The sequence below is a fragment of the Bradyrhizobium sp. P3_C3 genome, assembly GCF_056402655.1.
On the sequence record NZ_JBFUGY010000022.1, the window covers coordinates 70,414 to 93,902 of the forward strand.

Below are 23,489 nucleotides of genomic sequence, written 5' to 3' on the forward strand. Positions count from 1 at the left end.
TCCTCAAGTGCTCGCCTGCGGAGCCGGCGGCGGTGCTATCTGCCGCCGGAACAGGATGCGCTGGTAGAGCCACCCGATCGCGACCAGCACGATGCCGAGGCACATGAACGACAGCGCGCGGTAGACGCCTGTCAGCGTCGACATGTCGATCACGAAGGCCTTCAGGATCGTCAGCGCGATCACCGCGGCCGACGCCAGCCGTGCCCGCTCGGAGTTGACGAGAATGCCGACGCCGAGCAGCACCACACCGAAGCCGAGCCAGCCGATCGAATAGGTGTATTGCTCCGCGCCCGTGGTGGCGCCGTAAAGCAAGACCGGGCCGTGATAGAAGCGGCGGATCTCCAACGTCAAATAGGTGAGCGCGAACACCAGCGCACCGCCGGCAATCGTGTTCGCATAGGCGACGGGGCGATGTCCGGCCACCGCATAGGACAGTAGCAGCATCAACACCGCCGGGAGCGCGTAGCCGAGCAGCAGCAGGTTGAAGACGAGACCGCCGACATCGACGCTGGAGAGCAGCCACGGATTCTCCAGGATCAGCAGGCCGAACACGCTGATGAGCCCGGCGATCGCGGTGAGCGCGATCGCGCCAACGTTGTGAACGATGCTGTGGCTCCTCAGCTGCAGCCGCTCCAGCCCGATCGCCATGGCGAGCGCGACGCAGACTTGCAGGGCAAATTCGAGCAGCGAGGGCGGCGACGTCATGCGGCCGCCGGTGGCGAGATGCCGGATCTCCATGAAGGCGAGCAGCGCGGTGAACAGGATCGCGGCGGCCTCCACGATGCGCAGCGGCGGATCGTCACTACGGCGGCGCAGGAAGATGCTCGCGCCCCAGAACGAGGCCGCCGGCAGGCCGTAGCCCCACAACAGCCAGTTGAAGATCGGCGTGGTGCCGACGGCATCGCCGACGATGCGCGGATCATAACCGATGCGCGCGGTAACGATCGCGGCGAAGATGGCGGCGAGCCGGCGCAGGACCGGGATCGGCCGCTGCAGCGAGATCCAGGCCGTGCCGAGCGACATCAGTGCCAGCGCGATGGTGAGCCAGCCCTTTTCGAGGGCGAAGGTCAGCGCCAGCGCCAGCGCGCCGAGCGTGCCGGTCGCGAACAGCGCGACGGAGGTCGCAGCGCCCGGCCGATCTTCGCGGCGCGCCAGCGCTTCGGTCGCGGCGCCAAAGGCGGCGGCGAGCAGCACCGCGAGGATCGCGAACGGGATCGAGCGGTCGAGATGGGCGATGCGCGCGTAGAGCGCAACGAGGATCGCGATCGGCGTCGCAACGGCGGCCGCCGACCACACCACCGGGATGACTGCCGAGCTCGACCGGCCCTGCGCGAAAAAGCCCGCGATGCCGAAGCCGGCAGCGAAGATCGCGGCCATCACCAGATGCAGCGTCACCGCGCCGTCGATCGCTGTTGGTCCAACGCCGGGCATGGGGCCGCCCGGCAGCACCAGCATGTCGGGATTGGCGCGCACCGCCCATTCGGCGAACACGATGAAGACGGTCGCTGCGGCCGCGCCCAGCGCGCCGGTCGCCGCCGGCGCGCGCCAGGCGACGAGCAGCGTCGCACCAACGAGCAGCGTGAAGGCGATCAGCGCAAGGTCCGCATGCGCGCTCGACAGCACGATCAGCATCGCGCCGAACAGATAGGCACCGAGCGAGCTCGACGACACCGGCTCGATCTCCCCGTCCTCGATGGTCGGGCCGAACATGAAGCCGCAGACCACGAGCAGAGCGGCGAGCACGAAGCCCGCGATCGCATGGAAGGCGTGCGGCGCGACCTGCAGCTCGCTGGTATCGAGCCCCGGGAAGATCCAGAGCACGGCGAAGGCGATGGTCGTCACCGCGAGCCAGCGCCACAGCCGGATGCGCGCGAGGCCGAAGCTCGCGGCGGTGACGATCGCAAGATAAATATAGAGCGCCCAATAATCCGGCTTGCCGCTGGAGACGAGGATCGGCGTCACGAACGCGCCGACCACGCCGAGGCCCGCGAGTGCGGGCCCATGCAACAGTGCCGCGGCGAGCGTGCCCATCGCGACGATGCCGAGCAGCACGAAAGCGGTGGCGGGCACGAGGAAGCCATAGAGCGCATAGGCCGCGTAGATGGTCGCGAACGCCACGGCCGTTCCGGCCGCGGTGAGGATCGCGGGGATGTTGGCGATCGGCAGCGCCGCGATGTTGGAGATGCTCTCCTTGCGCCGCGACCATTCGCCGGCGCCCAGCAGCGCGGCTGCGAACAGCCCGCCGAGGAACACGCGCACGCCGGGGCCGACGAGACCTGCCTCGATCGAATAGCGCACCATGAAGAAGCCGCCGAGCGCGAGCGCAAGGCCGCCGATCCAGACCACCCAGCGCGTGCCGAGCCGCTCCTCGAAGCCAGGCTCTCTAATATCAGGCGCCGGCGCGGGCAAAGGCGGCGGTGCGTAGGCCTCGGTGCTCGCCGCAAGCGGCGGCGGTGCATCGGCTTCGGTGCTCGCTGCGAGCGGCCGCGGTGAAACCTCTTCGGTGACGAGCGGAGGCGGTGCTGCCTCGGCTTCGGGCGCGAGCGGCGGCGGCTCGGCGGCCGTCGTCGCGGGCGCCTCGGCCTGCACCTGCGTGGGCATCAGCGGCGGTGGCTGCACCTGCCGCTGCGCGTAAAACATCTCTTCGAGCGAGGCCAGCCGGCGGCGCAGCTCGGCCGCCTGGCTGGAGGCCTTGATCGCGATCAGGACCGCGATGATCGCAATGATCAGCGCAAAGACGTCAAACGGGCCGTCGAACATGAAGCCTCCAGGCAACCGGCGGGCAGGGGCCGGTCACGCAAATCCTAGGATCTAGCGCCGGGAGCGTACGCGCAAGCCCGGCGCGGGTCGTTCCTGGAGCACGTCGCGGCGGAAGCGGTAGAGCGCCGCCGGCCGTCCGCCGGTCTGTGTCGACATCACCCCGGTCGGTTCGACCAGGGCTTCGGTTTCGACCAGGCGGCGGAAATTTTGCTTGTGCAGGTGCCGGCCGGAGATCGCCTCCACCGTGTACTGCAGTTCAGTGAGTGTGAACTCCGCGGGCAAAAGTTCAAACACCACAGGACGATACTTCAGTTTCGCACGCAGCCGCGCGATCGCTGTCGCGAGAATCCGGCGGTGATCGAATCGCATGGAGGTGCCGAGCGCGGGAAGCTCCTTGCGCGCCAATGCCGCAGGACGGCCGTCGCGCCGCGCCTCCTCGATCAGCCCGGCCTCGTACAAGAGCTCGTAGCGGTCGAGCACGCGCTCCTCGTCCCAGGGCGCGCCGTCGAGACCGAAATAGAACCGCACGCGATCCCGGCGCGGCAGAGCGCGTGTGGTCTCCGGCGTCTCCTCCTCGGCCCATAGCGTCAGCGCCGGAATGATGTCACGGGCGATGATCGCGGGCGGCTCCTCGCGCCAGTCTTCCCAGGGGAGGAAGCGATACCACGGTTCGAAGCTCGCGCCGGTCGCTGCGAGCTCGCCGCCCACCGCGCGCGTCAGCGCGAGATAGCCGATCGACACCATATGCGCACCGGTGTCGCCGGCCTCGGCGTGACGGCCGCGATCGCCGAACGTGTAGAGCTGCTCGACATAGCCGAGCCGCAAGCCCGCCTGCGCCTCGACCCAGGCGCGCAGGCCGATCTCGAACGTGCGATGGCTCGGCGCATCGAACGGCCCGAACGGCAGGCCCGCCAGCCCATCACTGCTGTGCGCGGTGAGGATCAGCGGCTCATGGTCCTCGATCGCGACGATCGCCGCGGTCAGGCCGATCTCGATCGGCGTCAGCTGCGTGTCGCTCATGCGGCTGATGTCGCAGTTGTCATTCGAGCTCGATCACGAAGGGGCGGCCTTCCACCATCATGGCGCCCGGGCCCATCTCGTCGAGCGCGCGCAGCATGCGGCCGTTGCGTCCGAGCGCGCGGTCGGCAAGGCCGACGATGCGCCGGTTCGGCGAGGCGATCGGGGAGGCCGCGCGGATCTTCTTGGCGATCGCGATCTCGTCGCGATCCGGATTGAGGGCGCAGACGGCCGCGAACGCGCTCGCGGTGGAGCGGCTGATGCCGGCATAGCAATGCACCACCAGCGGCGCGCTGCGGTCCCAGCCGCGCACGAAATTCAGCACCTGGTCGATATGAGCTTCGGATGGTGCGGTGAAGCCGTCCATCTCCTCGGTGATGTCGTCCATCGACACTTTGAGATGGTTGGCCGGCAGCACCGACACCGGACGTGCCACCTGCTCGACATTGGCCATGACGGTCAGCACATGGCTGGCCCTGGTGAGGCGGACGGTTTCGGGAAGGGCGGCGAGGGAACAGACGTGGATCATGGCGGACCTTTTTGCCGCTGATTATAGCGAGCGCTCGTAGGGTGGGCAAAGGCGCATCGTGCCGTGCCCACGGTTTCGCACCGCGCACATTGCGGCTAGTTTGGTGGGCGCGCTTCGCTTTGCCCACCCTACGAAGGGATGATGCTAGGCGAACACCGCGTTGAACCGCTCCAGAAACTGCTTCTCGGCCCGCGCCGCGGTCCAGGGCGTGAGGTAGTCGCGGCGGACGCTGTCGGAGAGGCCGGGGTCCCTGCCGAACAGGCGCTTCGCCTCGCTTTCGCTGAAGCCGGCAAGCTCGGTTGCCTCCAGATAGGCCGCACCGCGATCGGCGGCCTTGATGGCTTGCGTGATCTCCTCGGGCAGCGCCGGCGGCAGGCCGAAGCGGATGTGGATGGCGCCGAGCAGGCGCTTCTCCACCGCCTTGTAATGGCCGTCGAGCACGGCCTTGAACGGCGAGATCATGTCGCCGATCACGTATTCGGGCGCATCGTGCAGCAGGGCGGCGAGCCGCATGCGCTCGTCGACGCGCGGCATCTCGTGCCGCATCACGGTCTCCACCAGAAGCGTATGCTGCGCGACCGAGAAGATGTGCGCGCCGGTGGTCTGCCCGTTCCAGCGCGCCACGCGCGCCAGCCCATGCGCGATGTCGGCGATCTCGACATCGAGCGGAGAGGGATCGAGCAGATCGAGCCGCCGGCCCGACAACATGCGTTGCCAGGCGCGGGATGCCACGTCGCGTGCCGTTTTCTTCGCGGTCATTTGGCCTTAAGGCGCGGCTTGCGCTGCGTCTTGCCGCAGCTCGCGTGACAATGGCAGTCGACGAGATGGTCGTTGACCATGCCGGTCGCCTCCATGAAGGCGTAGACGATGGTCGGACCGACGAATTTGAAACCGCGCGAGGACAGTTCCTTGGAGATCTGCATCGACAGCGGCGTCGAGGCCGGCACGCTCGCAGTGGTCTTGAAATTGTTGACCTTGGGCCGTCCGTCCATGAAGTCCCACAACAGCTTCGAGAAGCCCGGGCCCTTCTCCATGATGTCGAGATACGATTTCGCGCTCAGGATCGCGCCGTCGATCTTGGCGCGGTTGCGCACGATGCCGGCATCGTTCATCAGCGCGTGCACCTTCTTGTCGTTGTAGCGCGCGATCTTCTCCGGCTGAAAATCATCGAAGGCTTTGCGGAAATTGTCGCGCTTGCGCAGGATCGTGATCCAGGAGAGGCCGGCCTGGAAGCCGTCGAGGATCAGCTTTTCATACAGCGCACGGTCGTCATATTCCGGCACGCCCCATTCGGTGTCGTGATAGGCGACATAGAGCGGGTCTTCGCCGGGCCAGGGGCAGCGGGTCTTTCCGTCGGGATGCAGGCGGGGGGCTCGGCTCATGCGATGGGCTGCTTCAGGGGAATGCGGACGACGTCGGGTTCGGCGAGCCTCACGGCGAGGCCGCCGGCGGTGAGCGGCTGGCCGGCATCGAGCGCGTCCGCAACGCGGTCGATGCGCACCAGCGCGATGCCTTTGCCTTGCGCGGACGAGCCCATCGTGCCGACCGGCTTGTCACCGGCCATAACACTGACGCCGGCCTCCGGCGAGAGGTCATCGAGCAGCACCTTGACGCTGCGGGTGCGCGCGGTGCCGCGATGCTGCATGCGCGAGACGACCTCCTGGCCGACATAGCAGCCCTTGTCGAAATCGACGCCGGCAAGGCGGTCCATGTTGGTCTCGTGCGGGAATGCATCGCTGTACATGAAATCGAGTCCGCCGCGCGGCACGCCGAGCGCGATACGATGCGCCTCGTATTCGGCGGAATCGACCAGCTCGGCGCCGATGAGGTCGGACAGCTTCTGCTTGAGGTCTTCGGGGATCAGGATGCGAGTGCCGAGCGCATCATTGCGCGGATCGGCGAATGCAAGGTCCGGCTGCGCCGCAAGCTGGCCGTCCCAGGCCGCGAGCACACCGAGATCGAGGTTTTCCACCGTGACCTTGGCGCGCAGCTTGTAGAATTTCAGCTTGGTGGCGAGGCCCTCGGCCAGCGCCTTCGGACAGTCGATCAGGAACCCGCCGCCATGGCCTGCGGGCACCTCGGTGATCAGGAAATCCACGATGATCTTGCCCTGCGGCGTCAGCAGCGCACCGAATCGCCCCAGGCCCGGCTTCAGCCTGTCGAGATCGGTCGTGATCAGGCCGTTGAGGAAGTTGCGCGCGTCCTCGCCCGCGACCTTGACCACGCTCCGGTCGGGAAGAAACGCTGATTTCATGTGAAAATCTCTTGCGACATGTTGCTCCGGAACGTAAGCCCGCAAGGCATAAACGACAAGACCTCAAGCCCCGCGCTTGGGGATGAGAGAGGCCTTCAGCCATGACCCAGCGCTTCGATGTGATCCTCAAAGGTGGCACCGTCGTCAACCAGGACGGCGAGGGTGTTCGCGATATCGGCATCACCAACGGCCGCATCGCGGAGCTGGGCCCGCTGTCGCAGGCCTCTGCCGCTGAAATGATCGACTGCAAGGGCCTCCACATCCTGCCCGGCGTGATGGACACCCAGGTGCATTTCCGCGAGCCCGGGCTGGAGCAGAAGGAAGACCTCGAGACAGGGTCGCGCAGCGCCGTGATGGGCGGCGTCACCGCCGTGTTCGAGATGCCGAACACGTCTCCATTGACCGTGACGGAGGCCACCTTCACCGACAAGGTGAAGCGTGCCCATCATCGCATGCATTGCGATTTCGCCTTCTTCATCGGCGGCACCCGCGAGAACGTGCAGGATCTGCCGGTGCTGGAGCGCGCGCCCGGCTGCGCGGGTGTCAAGGTGTTCATCGGCTCGTCGACCGGCGCGCTGCTGGTGGAGGACGACGAGAGCCTGCGCCGCATCTTCCAGGTGATCCGCCGCCGCGCCGCCTTCCACGCCGAAGACGAATACCGCCTCAACGACCGCAAGTCGCTGCGCATCGAGGGCGATCCGCGTTCGCATCCGGTCTGGCGCGACGAGACCGCGGCGCTGATGGCGACGCAGCGATTGGTCAAGCTCGCGCACGAGACCGGCAAGCGCATCCACGTGCTGCACATCTCGACCAAGGAAGAGATCGAGTTCCTGCGCGACCACAAGGATGTCGCCTCCTGCGAGGCGACGCCGCATCATCTCACGCTGGTCGCACCCGAATGCTACGAGCGGCTCGGCACGCTGGCGCAGATGAACCCGCCGGTGCGCGGCGCCGATCACCGCGCCGGCATCTGGCGCGGCATCGAGCAGGGCATCATCGACGTGCTTGGCTCCGACCATGCCCCGCATACGCTGGAAGAGAAGTCGAAGACCTATCCGGCCTCGCCCTCCGGCATGACCGGGGTGCAAACGCTGGTGCCGCTCATGCTCGACCACGTCAACGCCGGCCGGCTGTCGCTGGCGCGCTTCGTCGATCTCACCAGCGCCGGCCCCGCGCGTCTCTACAACATGGCCTGCAAGGGCCGCATTGCCGCGGGCTACGACGCCGATTTCACGGTCGTCGATCTCAAGCGCAGCGAGACCATCACCAACAAATGGGTGGCGTCGAAGGCCGGCTGGACCCCCTATGACGGCGTTCGCGTCACGGGCTGGCCCGTCGGCACCTTCATCCGCGGCCGCCGCGTGATGTGGCAGGGCGAGATCGTGACACCGTCGCAGGGCGAGCCGGTGCGGTTTCTGGAGACGCTGAAGCAGTAGAGGGCGGCCCGCTTCTCGCTCCGCTGTCATGCCCCGCGGAGGCGGGGCATCCAGTACGCCGCGGCTTCTCGGTTCGATCACCGCCGCCTCTGGAATACTGGATTGCCCGCCTTCGCGGGCAATGACAGAGTGCCAGGAAGCGTAGACTCAAATTGGGAGAGAGCAATGTCCCAACCGACGCCCCTCATCACCACCGCGCAACTCGCCGCGATACTCGGCGATCCCAACCTCCGCCTCTACGACTGCACGACCTATAACGAGCCGGTGCCATCAGGTAGCGATGTGCCCTATCGCGCGGTGCCCGGCGACAAGACGTTCGCGGCCGGCCACGTCCCCGGCGCGGATTTCCTCGACCTGCAAGGCGAGTTCTCCGACATCTCCGCGCAACAGCTCTTCATGATGGCTGGCGTGCCCCAGCTAGAGGCCGCCTTCGGTCGCCACGGCGCTGACGCATCCAAGACCATCGTGCTCTACAGCATCGGCACCATGATGTGGTCGACGCGGTTCTGGTGGATGCTGCGCTCGCTCGGCGTCGATGCGCGCGTGCTCGACGGCGGCTTCGACAAATGGAAGGACGAGGGACGGCCGGTCGAGACGGGCGCGCCGAAGGGCTATCCCGCCACCACCTTCAAGGCCGCGCCGCGCGCGGGCTTCTTCGTCGACAAGACCACCGTGAAGGCGCGGATCGGCGATCCCTCGACCGTGATCGTCAACGCGCTCGGGCCGCAATTTCATCAAGGCCTCGAGCCGAGCCGCTACGGCCGGCCCGGCCGCGTGCCCGGCAGCGTCAACGTTCCCGCGGCCACGCTCGCCAAGGCCGACAAGACACTGACGACGCTTGCCGATGCCGAGGCGAAATTCGCGGCCCAGGGGGTTACGCGCGACAAGAATGTGATCTGCTATTGCGGCGGCGGCATCTCGGCGACGATCGACCTGCTCATGCTGACACAGCTCGGCTACGACAAGCTGACGCTGTACGATGCCTCCATGGGCGAATGGGCGAGGGATCCGGCACTGCCGATCGAGACGGACTAGCTCTTACCCTCCCCTGGAGGGGGAGGGTCGCTTCACGTCGCGCGAAGCGAGAGGCGAAGCGGGGTGGGGTGATCTCTCCACTCGAGCACCGCCTCAAAGGTATAGACTGTCACCCCACCCCGCTCGCGCTACGCGCGATCGACCCTCCCCCTCCGGGGAGGATAAGGAAGAAAGTCGGGAACCTTTCTCGCAGGCCTGCATCCAATGTCCGGAACGAATGGAAACAGGTGACCACCATGCAGCGGACCGCAGCCGGCCTGTCCGCCGGCGCCAGAGCATCGGAAGCCGAACTGGTCGACCGCGCGCGGGGCCGTGACGAGGCCGCGTTGCGCGAGATCATGCAGGCCAACAACCGCAGGCTCTACCGTCTTGCGCGCGGTATCCTGCGCAGCGACAGCGAAGCCGAGGACGTGGTGCAGGAAACCTATGTCCGGGCCTTTACCCATCTGGACGACTTTCGCGGCGAGTCCGGGCTGTCGACCTGGCTGTCGCGCATTGCCATCAACGAGACGCTTGGCCGGGCGCGAAGCCGCAAGCCGCATGTCGAGCTCGACGCGCAGATCATAAAATTTCCCGTTTCTCCCGCAGGCGATCCGGAAAGGACCATGGCCCAACGTGAAATCCAGCGCGTCGTCGAACGCGCAATCGACGAACTGCCGGATGTGTTCCGCATGGTCTTCGTCGCGCGCGTCATGGAGGGGATGAACATCGAGGAGACCGCCGATCTGCTCGGCGTCAAGCCCGAGACCGTGAAGACGCGGCTGCACCGTGCGCGCACCATGCTGCGCGAGAACGTCGAGAAGGAGATCGGTCCGGTGGTGATGGACGCGTTCCCGTTCGCCGGGTGGCGCTGCGAGCGGCTGACCGTATCCGTGCTGAAGCGGCTCGGCAGCGGCGGCTGAAGTTTTTCGGGAACGTTTGCGCGAAAATCCCATCCAATGCCTGTGAAGCAACGCCGGCAAACCGTCCGGCAGCACAGGAGTTTCAAACATGTTCACCCGATGGAGCGCGGCGATCGCCGCGGCAATTCTGTTGTCGAGCCCGGCGCTGCTGCAAGGCGCGAGCGCAGCCGACAAGCCCACCGATCCGCAGATCGCTCACATCGCCTACACCGCGGGCGTGATCGACATCAACGCGGCCAAGCAGGCGCAGAAAAAGGCCAAGAACAAGGACGTCAAGGCGTTTGCCGAGGACATGCTGCGCGACCACGAGGCGGTCAACAAGCAGGCGCTGGCGCTGGTCAAGAAGCTGAACGTTACGCCTGAAGACAACGATACCAGCAAGACGCTGTCGAAGCAGGCGAGCGACAAGCTGGCTGAGCTCGACAAGCTGAGCGGCGCGGCCTTCGACAAGGCCTATGTCGCGAACGAGGTCGCCTACCACAAGGCGGTCAACGGCGCGCTGGAAACCCAGCTCATCCCGTCCGCCAGCAATGCCGAGCTCAAGAGCCTGTTGCAGACCGGCCTGAAGATTTTTCAGGGCCATCAGCAGCACGCCGAGCATGTCGCGGCCGCGCTGAAATAGGGGGTGTGGGATGAAGCCGCGACGCCTCGCTTCGATCGCGCTTGCGGTCGTTTTGCTGTCGATCGTCGYCCCGGCGCGCGCCGCGACCATTCAGATCATAATGGACAATCTCGTGGTCTCACCGGCCGAAACGTCCGCGAAGGTCGGTGATACCATCGAATGGATCAACAAGGACGTGTTCGCGCACACCGCCACGGCGAAGAACGGCGATTTCGACGTGATGCTGCCACCGAAGAAGTCGGCAACGTTTGTTCTGAAGAAGGCGGGAACAGTCGATTATTACTGCCGCTATCATCCCAACATGAAAGCGACGCTCAAGGTCGCGCCGTGAGGGAGGTGGGAGTGCATTCCCGATCGTAGTGGGAATATCTCCCGGTCATCGCGAGACTAATGCTTGTCCGGGGGAGGCGGCTTCCGTGCGATAAACGCAGCAGACTTCGCGAACCTGTTCGCCAGATCCCGTTCGCCAAGTCATTCATCCGTAGACTGGCCCCGCCCGTGTGGCGGGGTCATTTTTCGCAAGCAGCTTACTGCCTTGCGAGAGTGACCGAGAATTCGCCGTTGCGGATGCGGCCCGGAAAGCCCTCGACGAATTTCGCCACCGCATCCTCGCCGTAGGTGCCGACGAGCTCGGCGAATGCCGCAAACAGGCTCGCCTGCGCCAGGCAGTCACCGTCGACGCCATCATGGCGCGCTTCGGCCCAGGCCTCGTTGAGATAGCTCAGCGCGGCCTGTTTCTGCTCGTGATCGGGCAGCGGCGCGCGGGCGGGGGCGTAGGACACTGAATGGCTCATGAAACTCGATCAGGGCTGGGGCGCGATCCACGGCGATGCGCTGTACGAAAGGTGTAGCACGCGTATTAACGCCCGCTAGGCTACATCTTTAAGAACGGTTAACGGCTGTGAACAAAGTCGATGACAGGGTTCCGGATGCGCGTTCGCGTTCATCTCTCTCGTCATTCCGGGACGCGCCGACAGGCGCGGGCCCGGAATCCATCGTGCGTCAGAGTTGGTGGCCCGATGGATTCTCAGATGCGCAATTGCGCATCGTAGCTCGCGCTTCGCGCGCCCCGGAATGACGGAGAGCTAGTTCGCGTAACGCGCCGTGAGATCGCGCGAGATCTTCGAGCCTTCCTCGATATAGCGGCGGATCGCCACCGTCGCGGCCGGCGTGCAGCTCCGATAGGTCTGCTGGAAGCCGTTATAGCCGCGGTTGAAGCCGGCGATCATGCGCGTGCGGCGCTCGCCCGAGGGGGTTTCGGCATCGATCAGCGCCTGCATCTCGCTGCGCCATTTGTTGCCCTCGTTGGACCCGCAGATGCCGCGCAGATAGTGCAGGCCGCCCAAAATCTCCGCCAGCCGCTGCAAATCGGCGTCAAACGGCGCCGCCACGTCCTGGGCCCTCGTGGGCACGGAGGCGCAGGCGAGAATCAGGGCAAAAATGGCCAGAGATCGCGTGGACATCGGCGGGGTGTATGCCCCCTTGGGGCGGATGACGCAAGACGGGGCAGTCAGGGCCCGATCAGCCGGGCGGCCGACTGGATGACCTCCTCCAGCCCTCCGGTCAGCTTGAGGTCGCCGAGGCTCGCCAGGGCGTCGGGGGCGATCCAGCGGTAATCGTCGAGCTCCTCGTTGAGAGCCGGCTCCTTGGCCACCCAGCGGGCGGCAAAGGACATGATCAGGTAGTGGCCGGCGCCGGGGGCGGTCGGCAGCACCTCGCGCCAGCCGGCGAGGCCGATGATCTCGATGGCGAGCCCGGTCTCCTCGTCGACCTMGCGCGCCAGCGCCTGGTGCAGCGATTCGCCGAACTCGACCCGGCCGCCCGGCAGCGAATAGAACCCCTTGGCGGGTGAGCGGGCGCGGCGGGTCAGAAGTACCTTGCCGTCGCGGAAGATGGCGGCGCTGACCGCGATCTGGGGGTGGGTGGGCTGGATGACCGCAGGCATATCTTCAACAACCCTTCAACAGCCCTTGGCTCAATTCGCCATGATGGTGTCGACGTCGGCTTCCGCGCCGCCATTGATGATGCCGCCGCAGGCCGCGATCAGCGGCTTGACCCAGAGCGTGGCCTGCTCGGCGAGGCGGACGCGGGTCGTGTCCTTCTCGACCTCGCGCATGGCCGAGCCGACCGCTGTCAGGATCGAGGTCATGGTATCAGTGATGTGGTCGAACTGGGCGCGCACGTTCGGATCGGCCTTCTCATAGGCTTCGATGGCCAGATCCCGTGCCTTGAAATTCGACGCGGTGAAATGCTCGGCATAGGACAGCGGCGACCAGGTCAAAAAATCTTCGGCGCATTCCGGCATGTCCGGGACCATTTCCAGGAGCATCACGGCTTCATTGAAATGGTTGAGATAGTCGGTGGCAAGCCCGGTTCGCGGGTTGATGTTGGCCACGCGCAGCCGCTCGGCCCAGGCGGCGGCCTCGGGGCCCGTCTGTACATGCGTCCGCGCGGGTTGGGAGGCCTTTGAGCTCATCTGCCGCAGTGTTAGCGTTCGGGGTTAAAACGACCTGAACGGACCCTATATAGATAGCCAAGGATGTGTGGACGCTTCGTCATAACTTCGGCCCCCGCGGCTTTGCGGCAACTGTTCGGCTATGTCGAGCAGCCGAATTTCCCGCCACGGTACAACGTCGCGCCGACACAACCGATTCCGGTCGTGCTGCTCGATAACGGCGCGCGCCATTTCCGCTTGATGCGCTGGGGATTGTTGCCGAGCTGGGTCAAGGATCCCAAGGGATTTACGCTCCTGATCAACGCGCGCTCCGAGACGGTGCTGGAAAAGCCCGCCTTCAAGAACGCGATTCGGAGGCGCCGTGGCCTGATCCCGGCCGATGGCTATTATGAATGGAAGACGGAGGGCGGCCGCAAGCAGCCCTTCTTCATCCACCGCGCCGATGGCGAGCCGCTCGGCTTTGCTGCGGTATTCGAGACCTGGGTCGGGCCGAACGGTGAGGAGCTCGACACCGTCGCGATCGTCACAGCGGCGGCGGGCGAGGATCTCGCCGCCCTGCACGACCGCGTGCCCGTCACCATCAGCCCGCGCGATTTCGAGCGCTGGCTCGACAGCCGCGGCGACGATGTCGATGCCGTGTTGCCGCTGATGTCCACCCCGCGCATCGGTGAATTCGCCTGGCACCCGGTCTCCACCCGCGTCAACCGCGTCGCCAATGACGACGATCAGCTCGTGTTGCCGATCAGCGCGGAGGAGATGGAGGCGGAAGCTGAGGCGGCGAAACCGAAGAAGGTCGCGCGGAAGGCGGCCGCCGGCTCGTCAGATGACGGGCAGGGGTCGTTGTTTTAGGCGGCGGTGCCGTAGGGTGGGCAAAGCGAAGCGTGCCCACCATCGTGTTTCAAGCAAGTGGATAGACGGTGGGCACGGCGCGTTGCGCCTTTGCCCACCCTACGCAATCTACACGATCTCTTTTGCCCTGAGCGCCGCGATCTCCGCTGCATCAAATCCCAGCTCGCCCAGCACAGCATCCGTATCCGCACCCAATTCCGGCGCCATCCGGTCCAGCCGGCCGCCGCCATGGGCGAGCTTGAAGCCGCTGCCGGCAAAGCGCAGGCGGCCGTAGGGCGTATCCAGCTCCTGGATCGCGCCGCGCGCCTTGATTTGCGGATGATCGATGACCTCCTCGACCTTCCAGATGCTGGCGCAGGGCGCGCCGGCATCTTCCAGGATTGTCTCCCACTCGCGCGCAGGCCTGGCCGCCAGCGCCTCCTCGATGATGGCGCGCAATGCGCCCTCGTTCTCGTTGCGCGCGAACCAGTCGTCGAAGCGCGGGTCTGACAGCGTGTCCTCGCGGCCGAGCGCGGACATCAGCGCGCGATACTGCTTCTCGTTGTTGACGGCGAGCAGGATGTGGCCGTCGCCGCATTTGAACAGGTTCGCCGTGGTCCTGCGGCTGACGGCCTGGTTGCCCGACAGCTGCTGGCGATGGCCGGCGACCGACCAGTCCGCGATCTGCCCCGAGAGAAACGCCATCGTCGCCTCCAGCATCGAGACGTCAATCAGCTGTCCCTTGCCGGTGCGGTCGCGCTGATACAGCGCGCTCGACACGCCGAACGCGGCCGTGGCGCCCGAGAGCACGTCGCACACCGCAAAGCCCGCGCGCGTCGGCCCCGTCTCCGGGTGGCCGGTGATCGCCATGATGCCCGACAGCGCCTGCATCTTGCCGTCATAGCCGGGCCGCAGGCGGTCCGGGCCGGTCTGGCCGAAGCCGGACACGGCGCAATAGATCAGTTTTGGATTGATCGCGGAGAGCGCCTCATAGCCGATCCCGAGCTTGTCCATCACGCCCGGGCGAAAATTCTCCATGACGACGTCGACTTGCGCCACGAGCTTCTTCACGATCGCGATGGCGTCGGGCTTTTGCAGATCGAGCGTCAGGCTGCGCTTGTTGCCGTTGATGGCCTGGAACGCCGGCGCGAGCCCGCGTTCGGCCCATTCGCGCGAGAGCGGCGTGCGGCGCATGTCCTCGCCCTCGCGCCGTTCGACCTTGATCACGTCGGCCCCCAGCAGCGCGAGCTGGTAGCTCGCATAGGGGCCGGCCAGCACTTGCGTGAAGTCCAGGATTTTCACGCCCTCGAACGGTCGCGTCACGTCGCTCTCCCCGTTGTTTGTTGTTGTCGGAGGACGTCAGGCGGCGCGGTTGCCGCGCGCGATCTCCTTCTGCTTGTCGAATTCGGCGCGGCGGCGCGCCAGCTCTTCAGGCGAGAGCTGTGCGACGTTGTTGTAGTCGAGCTTCCAGGAGGCGTCCTCGCTCCAGCGCAGCGGCGACTGTATTGTGGTCTGCGGCCCGCTCGCGGTCTCCAGCAGTTTCAGCGCGAGCTCCAGCGTCTGCGCCTGCGAGGCGACGTCGTGCGCCTTGCCCGCGGAATTGCCGAGCGGGAAGTCCGAGAACAAGAAGCGCGGCACGGCGGCATGCTCGATGATGTCCTTGGCGCAGCCCATCACCACGGTCGGAATGCCGTTGGCCTCGAGATGCCGCGCCACCAGCGCCGTGGTCTGGTGGCAGACCGGGCAGTTCGGCACCAGCACGGCGACATCGACCTTGTCAGCGAGGCAGCGCGCCAGGATTTCCGGCGCGTCCGTGTCGAGCGTGACGCGATGGCTCCGGTTGGTCGGCGCACCGAAGAAGCGCTGGCTCACCTCGCCGATGCGGCCTGCGGCAGACGCCTTCAAAAGCTGCGGCAGCGGAAACCAGGTGCCGTTGTCGGTCGCCGTGGTGTGCTTGCGGTCGTAGCCGATGTGCGAGATGCGCAGATCGTGCTGCTTCGAGGTGTCGCCGTCATAGACCTGGTAGAATTTGGCGCCGCCATTATACGCCGCGCCCGGCCCCTGGTCGCCCTTGGTGGGATCGTAAGGCGCGGCCGTGGTGATGATCGTCACGCGCGATTGCGACAGCGGTTTCTTCAGCGGCTGGAACGGCGCCTCCGTGTAATGCGCCCAACGATACGGCGTGGTGTAGCCGATCGCGGTGTAATATTCGCGCGTGCGCTGCATATAGGGGACGGGGGAGTCATAGTCGGGCGCAAAGCCGAATTCGTCGTCGCGCGGAGCGGACATGGGGCGCGTCTCCTGGTTCTTGGTTGGGACCAGACTAGAGATAGTTTTGGTGTTGCTCAACCGGGGCGGGGCGGCGCAGGGCAGAATTGCAGTAGACGATGAAGCCGCGTGCCAGGTGCTTCTTACCCTCCCCTGGAGGGGGAGGGTCGATCGCGCGAAGCGCGAGCGGGGTGGGGTGATCTCTCCACTCGGGCACTGTTGGACGCGGAGGGACCGTCACCCCACCCCGTCTCACATTTCGCTGCGCTCAATGCGAGCCGACCCTCCCCCTCCAGGGGAGGGTAAGCGACGCCAGCGTCACCTACCGAAAAATATGCAGCGCCGCGTATTGCAGCAGCATGATCGCCTTGGCGTCGATGATGCGGCCGTCCGCGATCATTGCCAAGGCCTCGTCGATCGAGAGCTCCAGCACCTCGATGTCCTCGCCTTCGTGCTCGAGGCCGCCGCCGTCGCTGACCCGCATCTCCGGCTCGTATTCGGCGACGAAGAAATGCAGCTTCTCGGTGATGGCGCCGGGGCTCATGAACGCCTCGAACACCTTCTGGACGTGGTGCAGGCGATAGCCGGTCTCTTCCTCGGCCTCGGCGCGGATGCGCACCTCGGGGGAGGCATCGTCGAGCACGCCGGCGGCCGCTTCGATCAGGAGATCGTCGTAGCCGCGGATAAAGGCCGGCAGGCGGAACTGGCGCACCAGGATCACCGTACGCCGTGCGCGATTATACGGCAGCACGGCGGCGGCGTTGTCGCGCTCATAGGTTTCCCGGTGCTGGGTCTGCCACTCGCCATTGGCGCGCCGGTACTCGAACGTCGTGGTCTTCAGCGTGGTCCAGCCGTCCGAGAGCACGCGGACGTCCTTGATGCGGACGCGGTCGGAAATGGTCATTGCTGTTTTCCAGCTACGTTGTGGAAGCGCGGCCGTCGAGCCACTTCTGGAACATCACCGAGGTCGATTCCTCGAGACCCAGCGACTGGTAGAACGCATTGGCTTGCGCGTTCTCGCGGCGGACCAGCAGCTGCAGCTTCAAAATGCCGGCCTGGCGCAGCCAGTCCTCGGCAGCGGCCATGATGACGCGGCCATAGCCGCGTTTGCGCGCATCGGGATCGACCGCGACGTAGTAGACCCAGCCGCGATGGCCGTCATGGCCGACCATGGCGGTGGCGACGATCGTGCCGCCATCGCGGCCGATCAGCACGGTGGAATTGTCGCGCCGCCGCGCCAGCGCGATGTCGGCATGCGGGTCGTTCCAGGGTCGCGTCAGGCCGCAGCGCTGCCACAGCGCGACGACGGGCTCGACATCGGCGTCGGTGATCGCATCGATCGTAAGGGAGACGCTCATAGCACCTTCCCCGGATTCATGATGCCGAGCGGATCGAGCATCGCCTTGATCGCCCGCATCAGCTCGATCGCGGTCTTGTCCTTCACCTCCGGCAGTTCGTCGCGCTTGAGCACGCCGATGCCGTGCTCGGCCGAGATCGAGCCGCCCATGCGCAGCACGATCTCGAACACGACCGCGTTCATCTCGTGCCAGCGCGCCAGGTAATCCGCGGTGTTGGCACCGATGGGCTCACTGACATTGTAGTGCAGATTGCCGTCGCCGAGATGGCCGAACGGCACTGGCCGCGCGCCGGGGATCAGTTTCACCACGGCGGCATTGGCCTCGTCGATGAAGGCGGGCACGGCGGCGACCGGCACGGAGATGTCATGCTTGATCGAGCCGCCCTCCGGCTTCTGCGCCGACGACATCTCCTCGCGCAGCTTCCAGAAGCCGTTGCGCTGGGTGAGGTTGGCCGCGATCACGGCGTCGTCGACGATCTCGTCTTCCATGGCGCGCGTCAGGATCGTCTCCAGCGGCGTGCGGGCATCGTCGCCGGGGGAGGACAATTCCATCAGCACGTACCAGGGATGTTTTGCTTCGAGCGGATCGCGCACGTCGATGCCGTGGCGGACCGAGAAGTCGACCGCCATCTCCGACAGCAGCTCGAAACTCGTCAGCGCATTCGCGGCTTCGCCTTGCGCGATGGTCAGCAGCTTCAGCGCCGCCGCCGGCGATTTCAGCCCGACGAACGCGGTCTCGATCGCCCGCGGCTTCGGAAACAGCTTGAGCGTAGCCGCGGTAATGATGCCAAGCGTGCCTTCCGCGCCGATGAAGAGGTTGTGCAGATTGTAGCCGGTGTTGTCCTTCTTCAGCTTCGACAACACGTTGAGCACGCGACCGTCGGCGAGCACCACCTCGAGCCCCAGCGCCATCTCGCGCGCGACGCCATAGGCGAGCGCGGCGGTGCCGCCGGCATTGGTCGAGAGATTGCCGCCGATGGTGCAGCTTCCTTCGGCGCCGAGCGAGAGAGGAAACAGCCGGTCCACGTCGGCCGCCTTCTGCTGCGCGACCTGGAGCACGACGCCGGCCTCGCAGGTCATGGTGTTGGACGCGGTGTCGACCTCGCGGATCTTGTCGAGCCGGCGCAGCGACACCACCACTTCGCCGTTGTGGGGCGTCTGGCCGCCGACGAGCCCGGTGTTGCCGCCCTGCGGCACCAGCGCGATTCCGTGCGCGGAGGCGAGCTTGCAGATCGCCGAGACCTCCGCCGTCGAGCCCGGGCGCAGGACCAGCGGCGAGCGGCCGTGAAACAGGTTGCGCTCCTCGGTAACGTAGGCCTCGATGTCGGCCGCGTCGGTGATGGCATGTCGGTCGCCGACGATCTTGCGGAATTGTTCGATCAGCTCTGGCGCAAGCGGCGGGGTGGCAGATTTATTGACGTTCATGCTCTTGTCTCTTCTTCGCTCTTATCTCTTGCGCATGATCTTATCGGAAAACCGCTGCATACTTTTCCGGATCATGCGCTATCGGGCGACCGCGGCCCGGCGCAGCCGGTCGTTGATGGCCTCGCCAAGTCCTTCTTCCGGCACCGCCATCACCGCGATCGCTCGCGGGCTCTTCGCATCGAGGGCGCGAAGATAGCCGAACAGATTGGTGGCGGCTTCATCGAGATCAGCCGCGGGCGACAAATTCATGACGGCGGCGGCGGCCTCCAGGCCCGGCAGGCGATCGGGGCCGAACGCGAGCAGCGCTTCGCCCGCGGCCACATCACGCGCATTGAGCCGCACGCTGGCGCGCGGCGCGTAATGCGAGGCCAGCATGCCCGGCGCCAGCGGCTGGCTGTCGTCGCTCTCGGCCTCTACAGGCGGCCGCGCCAGCGGCGCGCCGAGCACGGCCTCGATCCGCTCGCGCGACAGCCCGCCGGGGCGCAGCAGCATCGGGGCGTCGAAACAGCCGACGATGGTCGATTCGACGCCGACCGTAACAGGTCCGCCGTCGACGATCAGGTCGATCCGCCCGGCAAGGTCGCTTTCGACATGGGCTGCCAGTGTCGGCGAGACATGGCCGGAGATGTTGGCCGACGGCGCCACCACGGCCCCGCCGAAGGCGCGCAGGATCGCCTCCGCCACCGGATGGGCGGGAATGCGGATCGCGACCGTGTCGAGCCCGGCGGTGGCCAACTCGGCCACCGGACAGTCGTCCGTTTTCGGGACCACGAGCGTCAGGGGCCCCGGCCAGAACGCTTCCGCAAGCCTCAACGCACGCGCGTCGAACCGCCCGATCCGGCGCGCGGCGGCGAGATCGGCGACATGGGCGATCAGCGGGTTGAAGGCCGGCCGCCCCTTGGCGGCGTAAAGATGGGCGATCGCGGTGGCATTGGCGGCGTCCGCCCCGAGCCCGTAGACCGTCTCGGTCGGAAACGCGACCAGCCCGCCGGCGGCCAAAATCCGGGCGGCAGCTTCCGCGCCGGCCGCGCCGGCCGGTAAAATCAGCGTTTCAAGACCCGTTTTCACAGGGACAAAATTCCTCATGCCGGCCGCTTGCGGTGCGTCAAGCCCGACGCTATAAGCCGCCTTCTTGTCGGAGTGTGGCTCAGCCCGGTAGAGCACTGCGTTCGGGACGCAGGGGTCGCAGGTTCGAATCCTGCCACTCCGACCATTCTTCCAAAAGTCGACGTTTTCCAGAGGCTTGGCGGACCGGCCGCCAGCGCCTCGGGAGTGCCTTTTTGCAACGATTTTCGGGGCGGGTCCACGGCCGATTTGGTTGGGCAGGGGCATCTGCCGCGGCGGCATGGCTCTACATTCGCCGGCCGATGGTCCGATGCTGGACAGTAGGTCAGTAGACTACCGCCGCGCCACCAGCACGCCCACCAGGAACGCCACCATCAGTGCCGGCAGTGGCGCCTCGCGCACCATGCCGCGAACGATGTCCGGCCAGTGCTGCTCCGGGACGAGGCTTGGAGACCTGACTTCAGCCATCGGTGTCATGCCCCAGTCCGAGGCAAGTTCGGCGATCTCGCTTGAGGCCAAACGCACGTCGTCGCGGACACGGAAGATGGCGGCGTCGGATCGCTCGCGCGGCGCCAGCGCCATCAGCGTCGCGACAGCAGTGCGCAACGTCATCTCACCAAAACCTTGCAGCCTCACCGACTCCTCGGGATCGGATGTCATGCAAAATCCCTCACAGCGCGAAGTGGTGCGCGATGGTGAATGCCGCCGTCGCGCACAGGACCAGCGTGGACACCGCGCCGGCCACCCCGCGCGCGAGATGGGCTCGCGTCAGGTGCCTGGTCATGATTCTGCTCCATGCTCAGCATGGCAATGGCGTCGAGGAAGGTTGGTTCCTTGCGCGTCGCTCGAATCGCCCGAAGCTCTACTTCCGCAAGAGCTCGCTCAAGGCCGCCGTCGCCTCGGCGCAGCGGATGTCGTCGATCTCGCGCGACAGGCTCAGCGCGCTGGATCTCAGTTCTTCGAGCCTCCAGTTCGCCGGATGCTGGCTTTCGAGCTGACCGAGACGCTTGTTCAGGTCATCCAGTCTCGATTGGAGCTGCCCGATGCTGGCGGCCCCATTCACTTTCCAAACGCGCTGTGCACGCATCGTAGTTCCCCTGCTAGTCTCACGGCGTTGTGAGCGGGGTTCGTGGCTGGAATGGGAGTTTCTTTTGTCCGGCTTCAGACGGTGGGGAACCGTTGCAAAAGGGCAACGCGGGTTCCTGCGCGTTGACCGGCGCGGACAGGGCTATCGCCCATCGCCCGCGCCCTTCTGTAGATGCCGTCGCGGTGCCTGGTCGGGCCCGGCACGATCCGCGTCAGGCGGCGCTCGGCCACTCGGTTGATCGCTTTTCGATGCGGCTTTCCAGGATCGCGATGCTCACCTGGAGATTGTCGCGCCGGGCTCTCAGGTTCTGCGCGAGCATCGGGTAGGCGAGATTGTTTGGATCGGAGATTCCGGCCCTCCGCTCTTCCTCCTGAATGTCGGCGTCGAGCATTTGCGTGCGCCAACGCAGATCGGAGATCAGGACGTGGAGCTGTGTCGGGATGGTCGCTTCGAAACGGGACGTCGATTGCATGGGATCGCCTCACTATGAAACAGACCCACTGCGGGTCTGAGGGATTGGCGGGCGAGCAGCAAGGAGAGTGCCAGCGCGTCGGCTGAGGGCGAAGGCCTGCCGGGCGGCCGAAGCGGTGACACTCTCCCCTTCGTCATTCCGGGGCGATGTGCAGCATTGAGCCCGGAATCCATCGGGCCGCAGTTGCGCGGCGACATGGGATCTCAGATGCGCAATTGCGCATCATAGCCCGCCGCTTCGCCGCGCCCCGGAATGACGGTGGCATGCCCGGGTGTTTCGCTTTGCTGTCAACCTACCCGCGCTAAAATATTCCACTTTACCGAAATTCGGAAATGGCGTATGTGTTGCCCATCCCGGCTCACCAAGAGGGGCGATCTTGTGTCGTCACGTGTCGCGAGCCGGGCTTGCGGTGGACGCGGCAGCGTCGGGCGCGAGAGGTTAAGGGCAGGGCGGATTGCTCTCCGTGAGCCCAGAACTTCGTGCCGGATGAGCGGCGCTGTCAGGTTCGTCTCGTCTGTAAGTTTCCGGCTCCGTCGACAGGGCTGGAAAAACTGCGGCGACATGGCGGGCCGTGCGTACGGCAAAACCGTGTGGTCCTGACCGTCGTCGCTACGGTCAAGTGTTTGCGGATGCGGCAGTCGCGTCAACCGGCGCGGTGCTGGTGACTTTCGCAAGGACGAGGGAGGCCAAAGAGAACTCGGCTCCCGGGAGAGCACGGCATAAGCCGTCCAACCATCGCGCAGGGAAGGCCGAGTGATTGGCACCACCTGTATGCTGCTGTGCGGTTTCCTTGCGCTACATCTTCGCGCAGCGGACCGCGGGTGCGAGGTCAGCACCCGGCCTTCCCTGCGCCCTCTTGGCTTCGAGGGTGGAGTGACCAGGCAAAACTCGGGCGAAACATGCCGCGAGGATGCGAAGGCGTGTCTGCGACCAGGCACTCGCTGTCGTCGCCCGGCTTGACCGGGCGATCCAGTATTCCAGAGACTGCTGTGATTGAGCCGAGAGGCCGCGGCGTACTGGATTCCCCCGCTTGCCGCCTACGCTAAAGCTTCGGCGGCCCTAGACTGAAGCCCCGGCGAAGTCTTGGCGTAGCCGGGTCGCGGGGAATGACAGTGGTATTTTGAGGACGACGCCGATGCCTCACACTCCGTCATTGCGAGCGCAGCGAAGCAATCCAGAGCCTTTCCGCGGAGGGATTCTGGATTGCTTCGCTGCGCTCGCAATGACGATGGGGAGAGAGCGTGACCTCCATCCACCCCCATTCACAGCTCCGTGCCTTGATTCGGGAACAATCATTCCCTATTATCCCGCAATGCAAAAAGCCGCGCGCCGTCCCCAGCCTGCTGCCCGTCCACCCGGCCGCCCCCGGGAATTTGACATGGACACTGCGCTCGACCGCGCCGTACGCGTATTTTGCGAGCGGGGCTATCATGCCACCTCGATCGGCGACCTGACCGCCGCGATGCGGCTTGCCACCGGCAGCGTCTACAAGGCGTTTCGCGACAAGCAGGCCGTGTTCCTGGCCGCTTTCGAGCGCTATGCCACCGTGCGCCGGGAGCAGACCCGCAGCGCGGCCGCGCGCGGCACCAACGGTCGCGAGCGACTGCGCCATATGTTGCTGTCCTATGTCGAGCACTCCCAGGGGATCGAGGGCCGTCGCGGCTGCATCGTGGTCGGTGGCGCGGTCGAGCTCGCCGCGCTCGATCCGGACGTCCGCGCCCGCGTCAACGCCCAGCTCGAGACCAACGAGGCCTTCATCGCCGGCCTCATTCGCGAGGGCCAGGCCGATGGCTCGATTCCTGCCCATGTTGCGACCGACGACACCGCGCGACTGATGATCTGCATCACGCAGGGAATGCGCGTCGTCGGCAAGGCGCGCCTGCCACTCGACGGCGAGCGCCTGGTCGGCGTCGCGATGAAACTGCTCGCCTGAATTTGTGTCCTATTAGGGAATGATCATTCCCGATATCTGGAGTC

Annotated in this window: 26 protein-coding genes and 1 tRNA gene; 9 read left to right on the forward strand and 18 right to left on the reverse strand. The window is 65.9% G+C overall.

The window, feature by feature from the left end; genetic code table 11:
* Positions 1-3 precede the first annotated feature (3 nt).
* The 6 genes from AC1DW2_RS24160 to ygfZ form a co-directional block, all read right to left on the reverse strand.
* Positions 4-2,760, reverse strand: a complete 2,757-nt coding sequence (locus tag AC1DW2_RS24160) for a DUF2339 domain-containing protein (RefSeq protein ID WP_477007264.1) — start codon at positions 2,758-2,760, stop codon at positions 4-6.
* A 51-nt stretch (positions 2,761-2,811) separates the two neighbouring features.
* Positions 2,812-3,780, reverse strand: coding sequence for an NrtR DNA-binding winged helix domain-containing protein (locus AC1DW2_RS24165; protein ID WP_476076290.1), 969 nt, complete (start codon positions 3,778-3,780; stop codon positions 2,812-2,814).
* Positions 3,781-3,799: 19 nt separating this feature from the next.
* Positions 3,800-4,306 carry a tyrosine phosphatase family protein gene (locus AC1DW2_RS24170; RefSeq protein ID WP_477007265.1) on the reverse strand — a complete coding sequence of 169 codons (507 nt, stop codon included), beginning with the start codon at positions 4,304-4,306 and terminating at the stop codon, positions 3,800-3,802.
* 144 nt (positions 4,307-4,450) lie between these two features.
* Positions 4,451-5,065, reverse strand: a complete 615-nt coding sequence (locus AC1DW2_RS24175; RefSeq protein ID WP_085402572.1) for a YfbR-like 5'-deoxynucleotidase — start codon at positions 5,063-5,065, stop codon at positions 4,451-4,453.
* Positions 5,062-5,688 carry a DNA-3-methyladenine glycosylase I gene (locus AC1DW2_RS24180; protein WP_028152158.1) on the reverse strand — a complete coding sequence of 209 codons (627 nt, stop codon included), beginning with the start codon at positions 5,686-5,688 and terminating at the stop codon, positions 5,062-5,064. Before AC1DW2_RS24180 ends, AC1DW2_RS24175 begins: the two co-directional genes overlap by 4 nt.
* A complete protein-coding gene (gene ygfZ, locus AC1DW2_RS24185) occupies positions 5,685-6,560 on the reverse strand; it encodes a CAF17-like 4Fe-4S cluster assembly/insertion protein YgfZ (RefSeq protein ID WP_477007266.1) in 876 nt (291 codons plus the stop codon). Before ygfZ ends, AC1DW2_RS24180 begins: the two co-directional genes overlap by 4 nt.
* Positions 6,561-6,661: 101 nt before the next feature.
* Between ygfZ and AC1DW2_RS24190 the strand changes: the two genes are divergently transcribed.
* The 5 genes from AC1DW2_RS24190 (at position 6,662) to AC1DW2_RS24210 (ending at position 10,886) form a co-directional block, all read left to right on the forward strand.
* Positions 6,662-7,996, forward strand: a complete 1,335-nt coding sequence (locus AC1DW2_RS24190) for a dihydroorotase (protein ID WP_282521519.1) — start codon at positions 6,662-6,664, stop codon at positions 7,994-7,996.
* 165 nt (positions 7,997-8,161) lie between these two features.
* Positions 8,162-9,031: a sulfurtransferase gene (locus tag AC1DW2_RS24195; protein WP_477007267.1), complete on the forward strand. Its 870-nt coding sequence runs from the start codon at positions 8,162-8,164 to the stop codon at positions 9,029-9,031.
* Positions 9,032-9,267: 236 nt separating this feature from the next.
* Entirely contained in the window at positions 9,268-9,933 is a 666-nt protein-coding gene (locus AC1DW2_RS24200) for an RNA polymerase sigma factor (RefSeq protein ID WP_477007268.1), read from the forward strand.
* Between the two features lie 88 nt (positions 9,934-10,021).
* On the forward strand, positions 10,022-10,555 hold the full coding sequence (locus tag AC1DW2_RS24205) for a DUF4142 domain-containing protein (RefSeq protein WP_477007269.1): 534 nt from the start codon (positions 10,022-10,024) through the stop codon (positions 10,553-10,555).
* A gap of 10 nt (positions 10,556-10,565) precedes the next feature.
* Positions 10,566-10,886, forward strand: a complete 321-nt coding sequence (locus AC1DW2_RS24210; RefSeq protein WP_477007270.1) for a cupredoxin domain-containing protein — start codon at positions 10,566-10,568, stop codon at positions 10,884-10,886.
* A gap of 196 nt (positions 10,887-11,082) precedes the next feature.
* Here AC1DW2_RS24210 and AC1DW2_RS24215 read toward each other — a convergent pair whose 3' ends face one another.
* The 4 genes from AC1DW2_RS24215 to AC1DW2_RS24230 all read right to left on the reverse strand — a co-directional run bounded on the left by AC1DW2_RS24215 (position 11,083) and on the right by AC1DW2_RS24230 (position 13,031).
* Positions 11,083-11,349 (reverse strand): hypothetical protein, encoded by a 267-nt coding sequence (locus AC1DW2_RS24215; RefSeq protein ID WP_014497305.1) that lies wholly within the window; start codon positions 11,347-11,349, stop codon positions 11,083-11,085.
* A gap of 291 nt (positions 11,350-11,640) precedes the next feature.
* On the reverse strand, positions 11,641-12,018 hold the full coding sequence (locus tag AC1DW2_RS24220; protein WP_477007271.1) for a TIGR02301 family protein: 378 nt from the start codon (positions 12,016-12,018) through the stop codon (positions 11,641-11,643).
* Positions 12,019-12,065: 47 nt separating this feature from the next.
* Positions 12,066-12,500, reverse strand: a complete 435-nt coding sequence (locus AC1DW2_RS24225; RefSeq protein WP_477007272.1) for an NUDIX hydrolase — start codon at positions 12,498-12,500, stop codon at positions 12,066-12,068.
* Between the two features lie 30 nt (positions 12,501-12,530).
* Complete coding sequence (locus AC1DW2_RS24230; RefSeq protein WP_028152167.1) at positions 12,531-13,031, reverse strand: hypothetical protein; 501 nt, start codon at positions 13,029-13,031, stop codon at positions 12,531-12,533.
* Positions 13,032-13,094: 63 nt separating this feature from the next.
* Here AC1DW2_RS24230 and AC1DW2_RS24235 point away from each other — a divergent pair, with 63 nt between their 5' ends.
* On the forward strand, positions 13,095-13,859 hold the full coding sequence (locus tag AC1DW2_RS24235; RefSeq protein ID WP_477007273.1) for an SOS response-associated peptidase: 765 nt from the start codon (positions 13,095-13,097) through the stop codon (positions 13,857-13,859).
* 108 nt (positions 13,860-13,967) lie between these two features.
* Here the strand turns inward: AC1DW2_RS24235 and AC1DW2_RS24240 are convergent, their stop codons facing one another.
* From AC1DW2_RS24240 to AC1DW2_RS24265, 6 genes are all read right to left on the reverse strand, one after another.
* On the reverse strand, positions 13,968-15,161 hold the full coding sequence (locus tag AC1DW2_RS24240) for a CaiB/BaiF CoA transferase family protein (RefSeq protein WP_477007274.1): 1,194 nt from the start codon (positions 15,159-15,161) through the stop codon (positions 13,968-13,970).
* Between the two features lie 36 nt (positions 15,162-15,197).
* Positions 15,198-16,127 (reverse strand): glycine reductase, encoded by a 930-nt coding sequence (locus tag AC1DW2_RS24245; RefSeq protein WP_477007275.1) that lies wholly within the window; start codon positions 16,125-16,127, stop codon positions 15,198-15,200.
* A gap of 301 nt (positions 16,128-16,428) precedes the next feature.
* Positions 16,429-17,010, reverse strand: a complete 582-nt coding sequence (locus tag AC1DW2_RS24250; RefSeq protein ID WP_071916105.1) for an NUDIX hydrolase — start codon at positions 17,008-17,010, stop codon at positions 16,429-16,431.
* Between the two features lie 13 nt (positions 17,011-17,023).
* A complete protein-coding gene (locus AC1DW2_RS24255) occupies positions 17,024-17,464 on the reverse strand; it encodes a GNAT family acetyltransferase (RefSeq protein WP_477007276.1) in 441 nt (146 codons plus the stop codon).
* Positions 17,461-18,888, reverse strand: coding sequence for an FAD-binding oxidoreductase (locus AC1DW2_RS24260; protein ID WP_028154399.1), 1,428 nt, complete (start codon positions 18,886-18,888; stop codon positions 17,461-17,463). Before AC1DW2_RS24260 ends, AC1DW2_RS24255 begins: the two co-directional genes overlap by 4 nt.
* Positions 18,889-18,966: 78 nt before the next feature.
* A complete protein-coding gene (locus AC1DW2_RS24265) occupies positions 18,967-19,956 on the reverse strand; it encodes an L-threonylcarbamoyladenylate synthase (protein WP_477007277.1) in 990 nt (329 codons plus the stop codon).
* Between the two features lie 68 nt (positions 19,957-20,024).
* Here AC1DW2_RS24265 and AC1DW2_RS24270 point away from each other — a divergent pair.
* A tRNA-Pro gene (locus AC1DW2_RS24270) sits at positions 20,025-20,101 on the forward strand.
* 185 nt (positions 20,102-20,286) lie between these two features.
* On the opposite strand, the gene AC1DW2_RS24275 is transcribed toward AC1DW2_RS24270, so the two are convergent.
* The gene (locus tag AC1DW2_RS24275) at positions 20,287-20,613 is read right to left on the reverse strand and encodes a hypothetical protein (RefSeq protein WP_063984990.1); all 327 of its coding nucleotides are present in this window, start codon (positions 20,611-20,613) and stop codon (positions 20,287-20,289) included.
* Positions 20,614-20,735: 122 nt separating this feature from the next.
* Between AC1DW2_RS24275 and AC1DW2_RS24280 the strand changes: the two genes are divergently transcribed.
* A complete protein-coding gene (locus AC1DW2_RS24280; RefSeq protein ID WP_063984989.1) occupies positions 20,736-20,951 on the forward strand; it encodes a hypothetical protein in 216 nt (71 codons plus the stop codon).
* A gap of 300 nt (positions 20,952-21,251) precedes the next feature.
* Here the strand turns inward: AC1DW2_RS24280 and AC1DW2_RS24285 are convergent, their stop codons facing one another.
* Positions 21,252-21,431: a hypothetical protein gene (locus AC1DW2_RS24285; RefSeq protein ID WP_371496182.1), complete on the reverse strand. Its 180-nt coding sequence runs from the start codon at positions 21,429-21,431 to the stop codon at positions 21,252-21,254.
* A gap of 1,393 nt (positions 21,432-22,824) precedes the next feature.
* On the opposite strand from AC1DW2_RS24285, the gene AC1DW2_RS24290 reads away from it, so the two are divergent.
* Positions 22,825-23,445, forward strand: coding sequence for a TetR/AcrR family transcriptional regulator (locus AC1DW2_RS24290; RefSeq protein WP_477007278.1), 621 nt, complete (start codon positions 22,825-22,827; stop codon positions 23,443-23,445).
* Positions 23,446-23,489 lie beyond the last annotated feature (44 nt).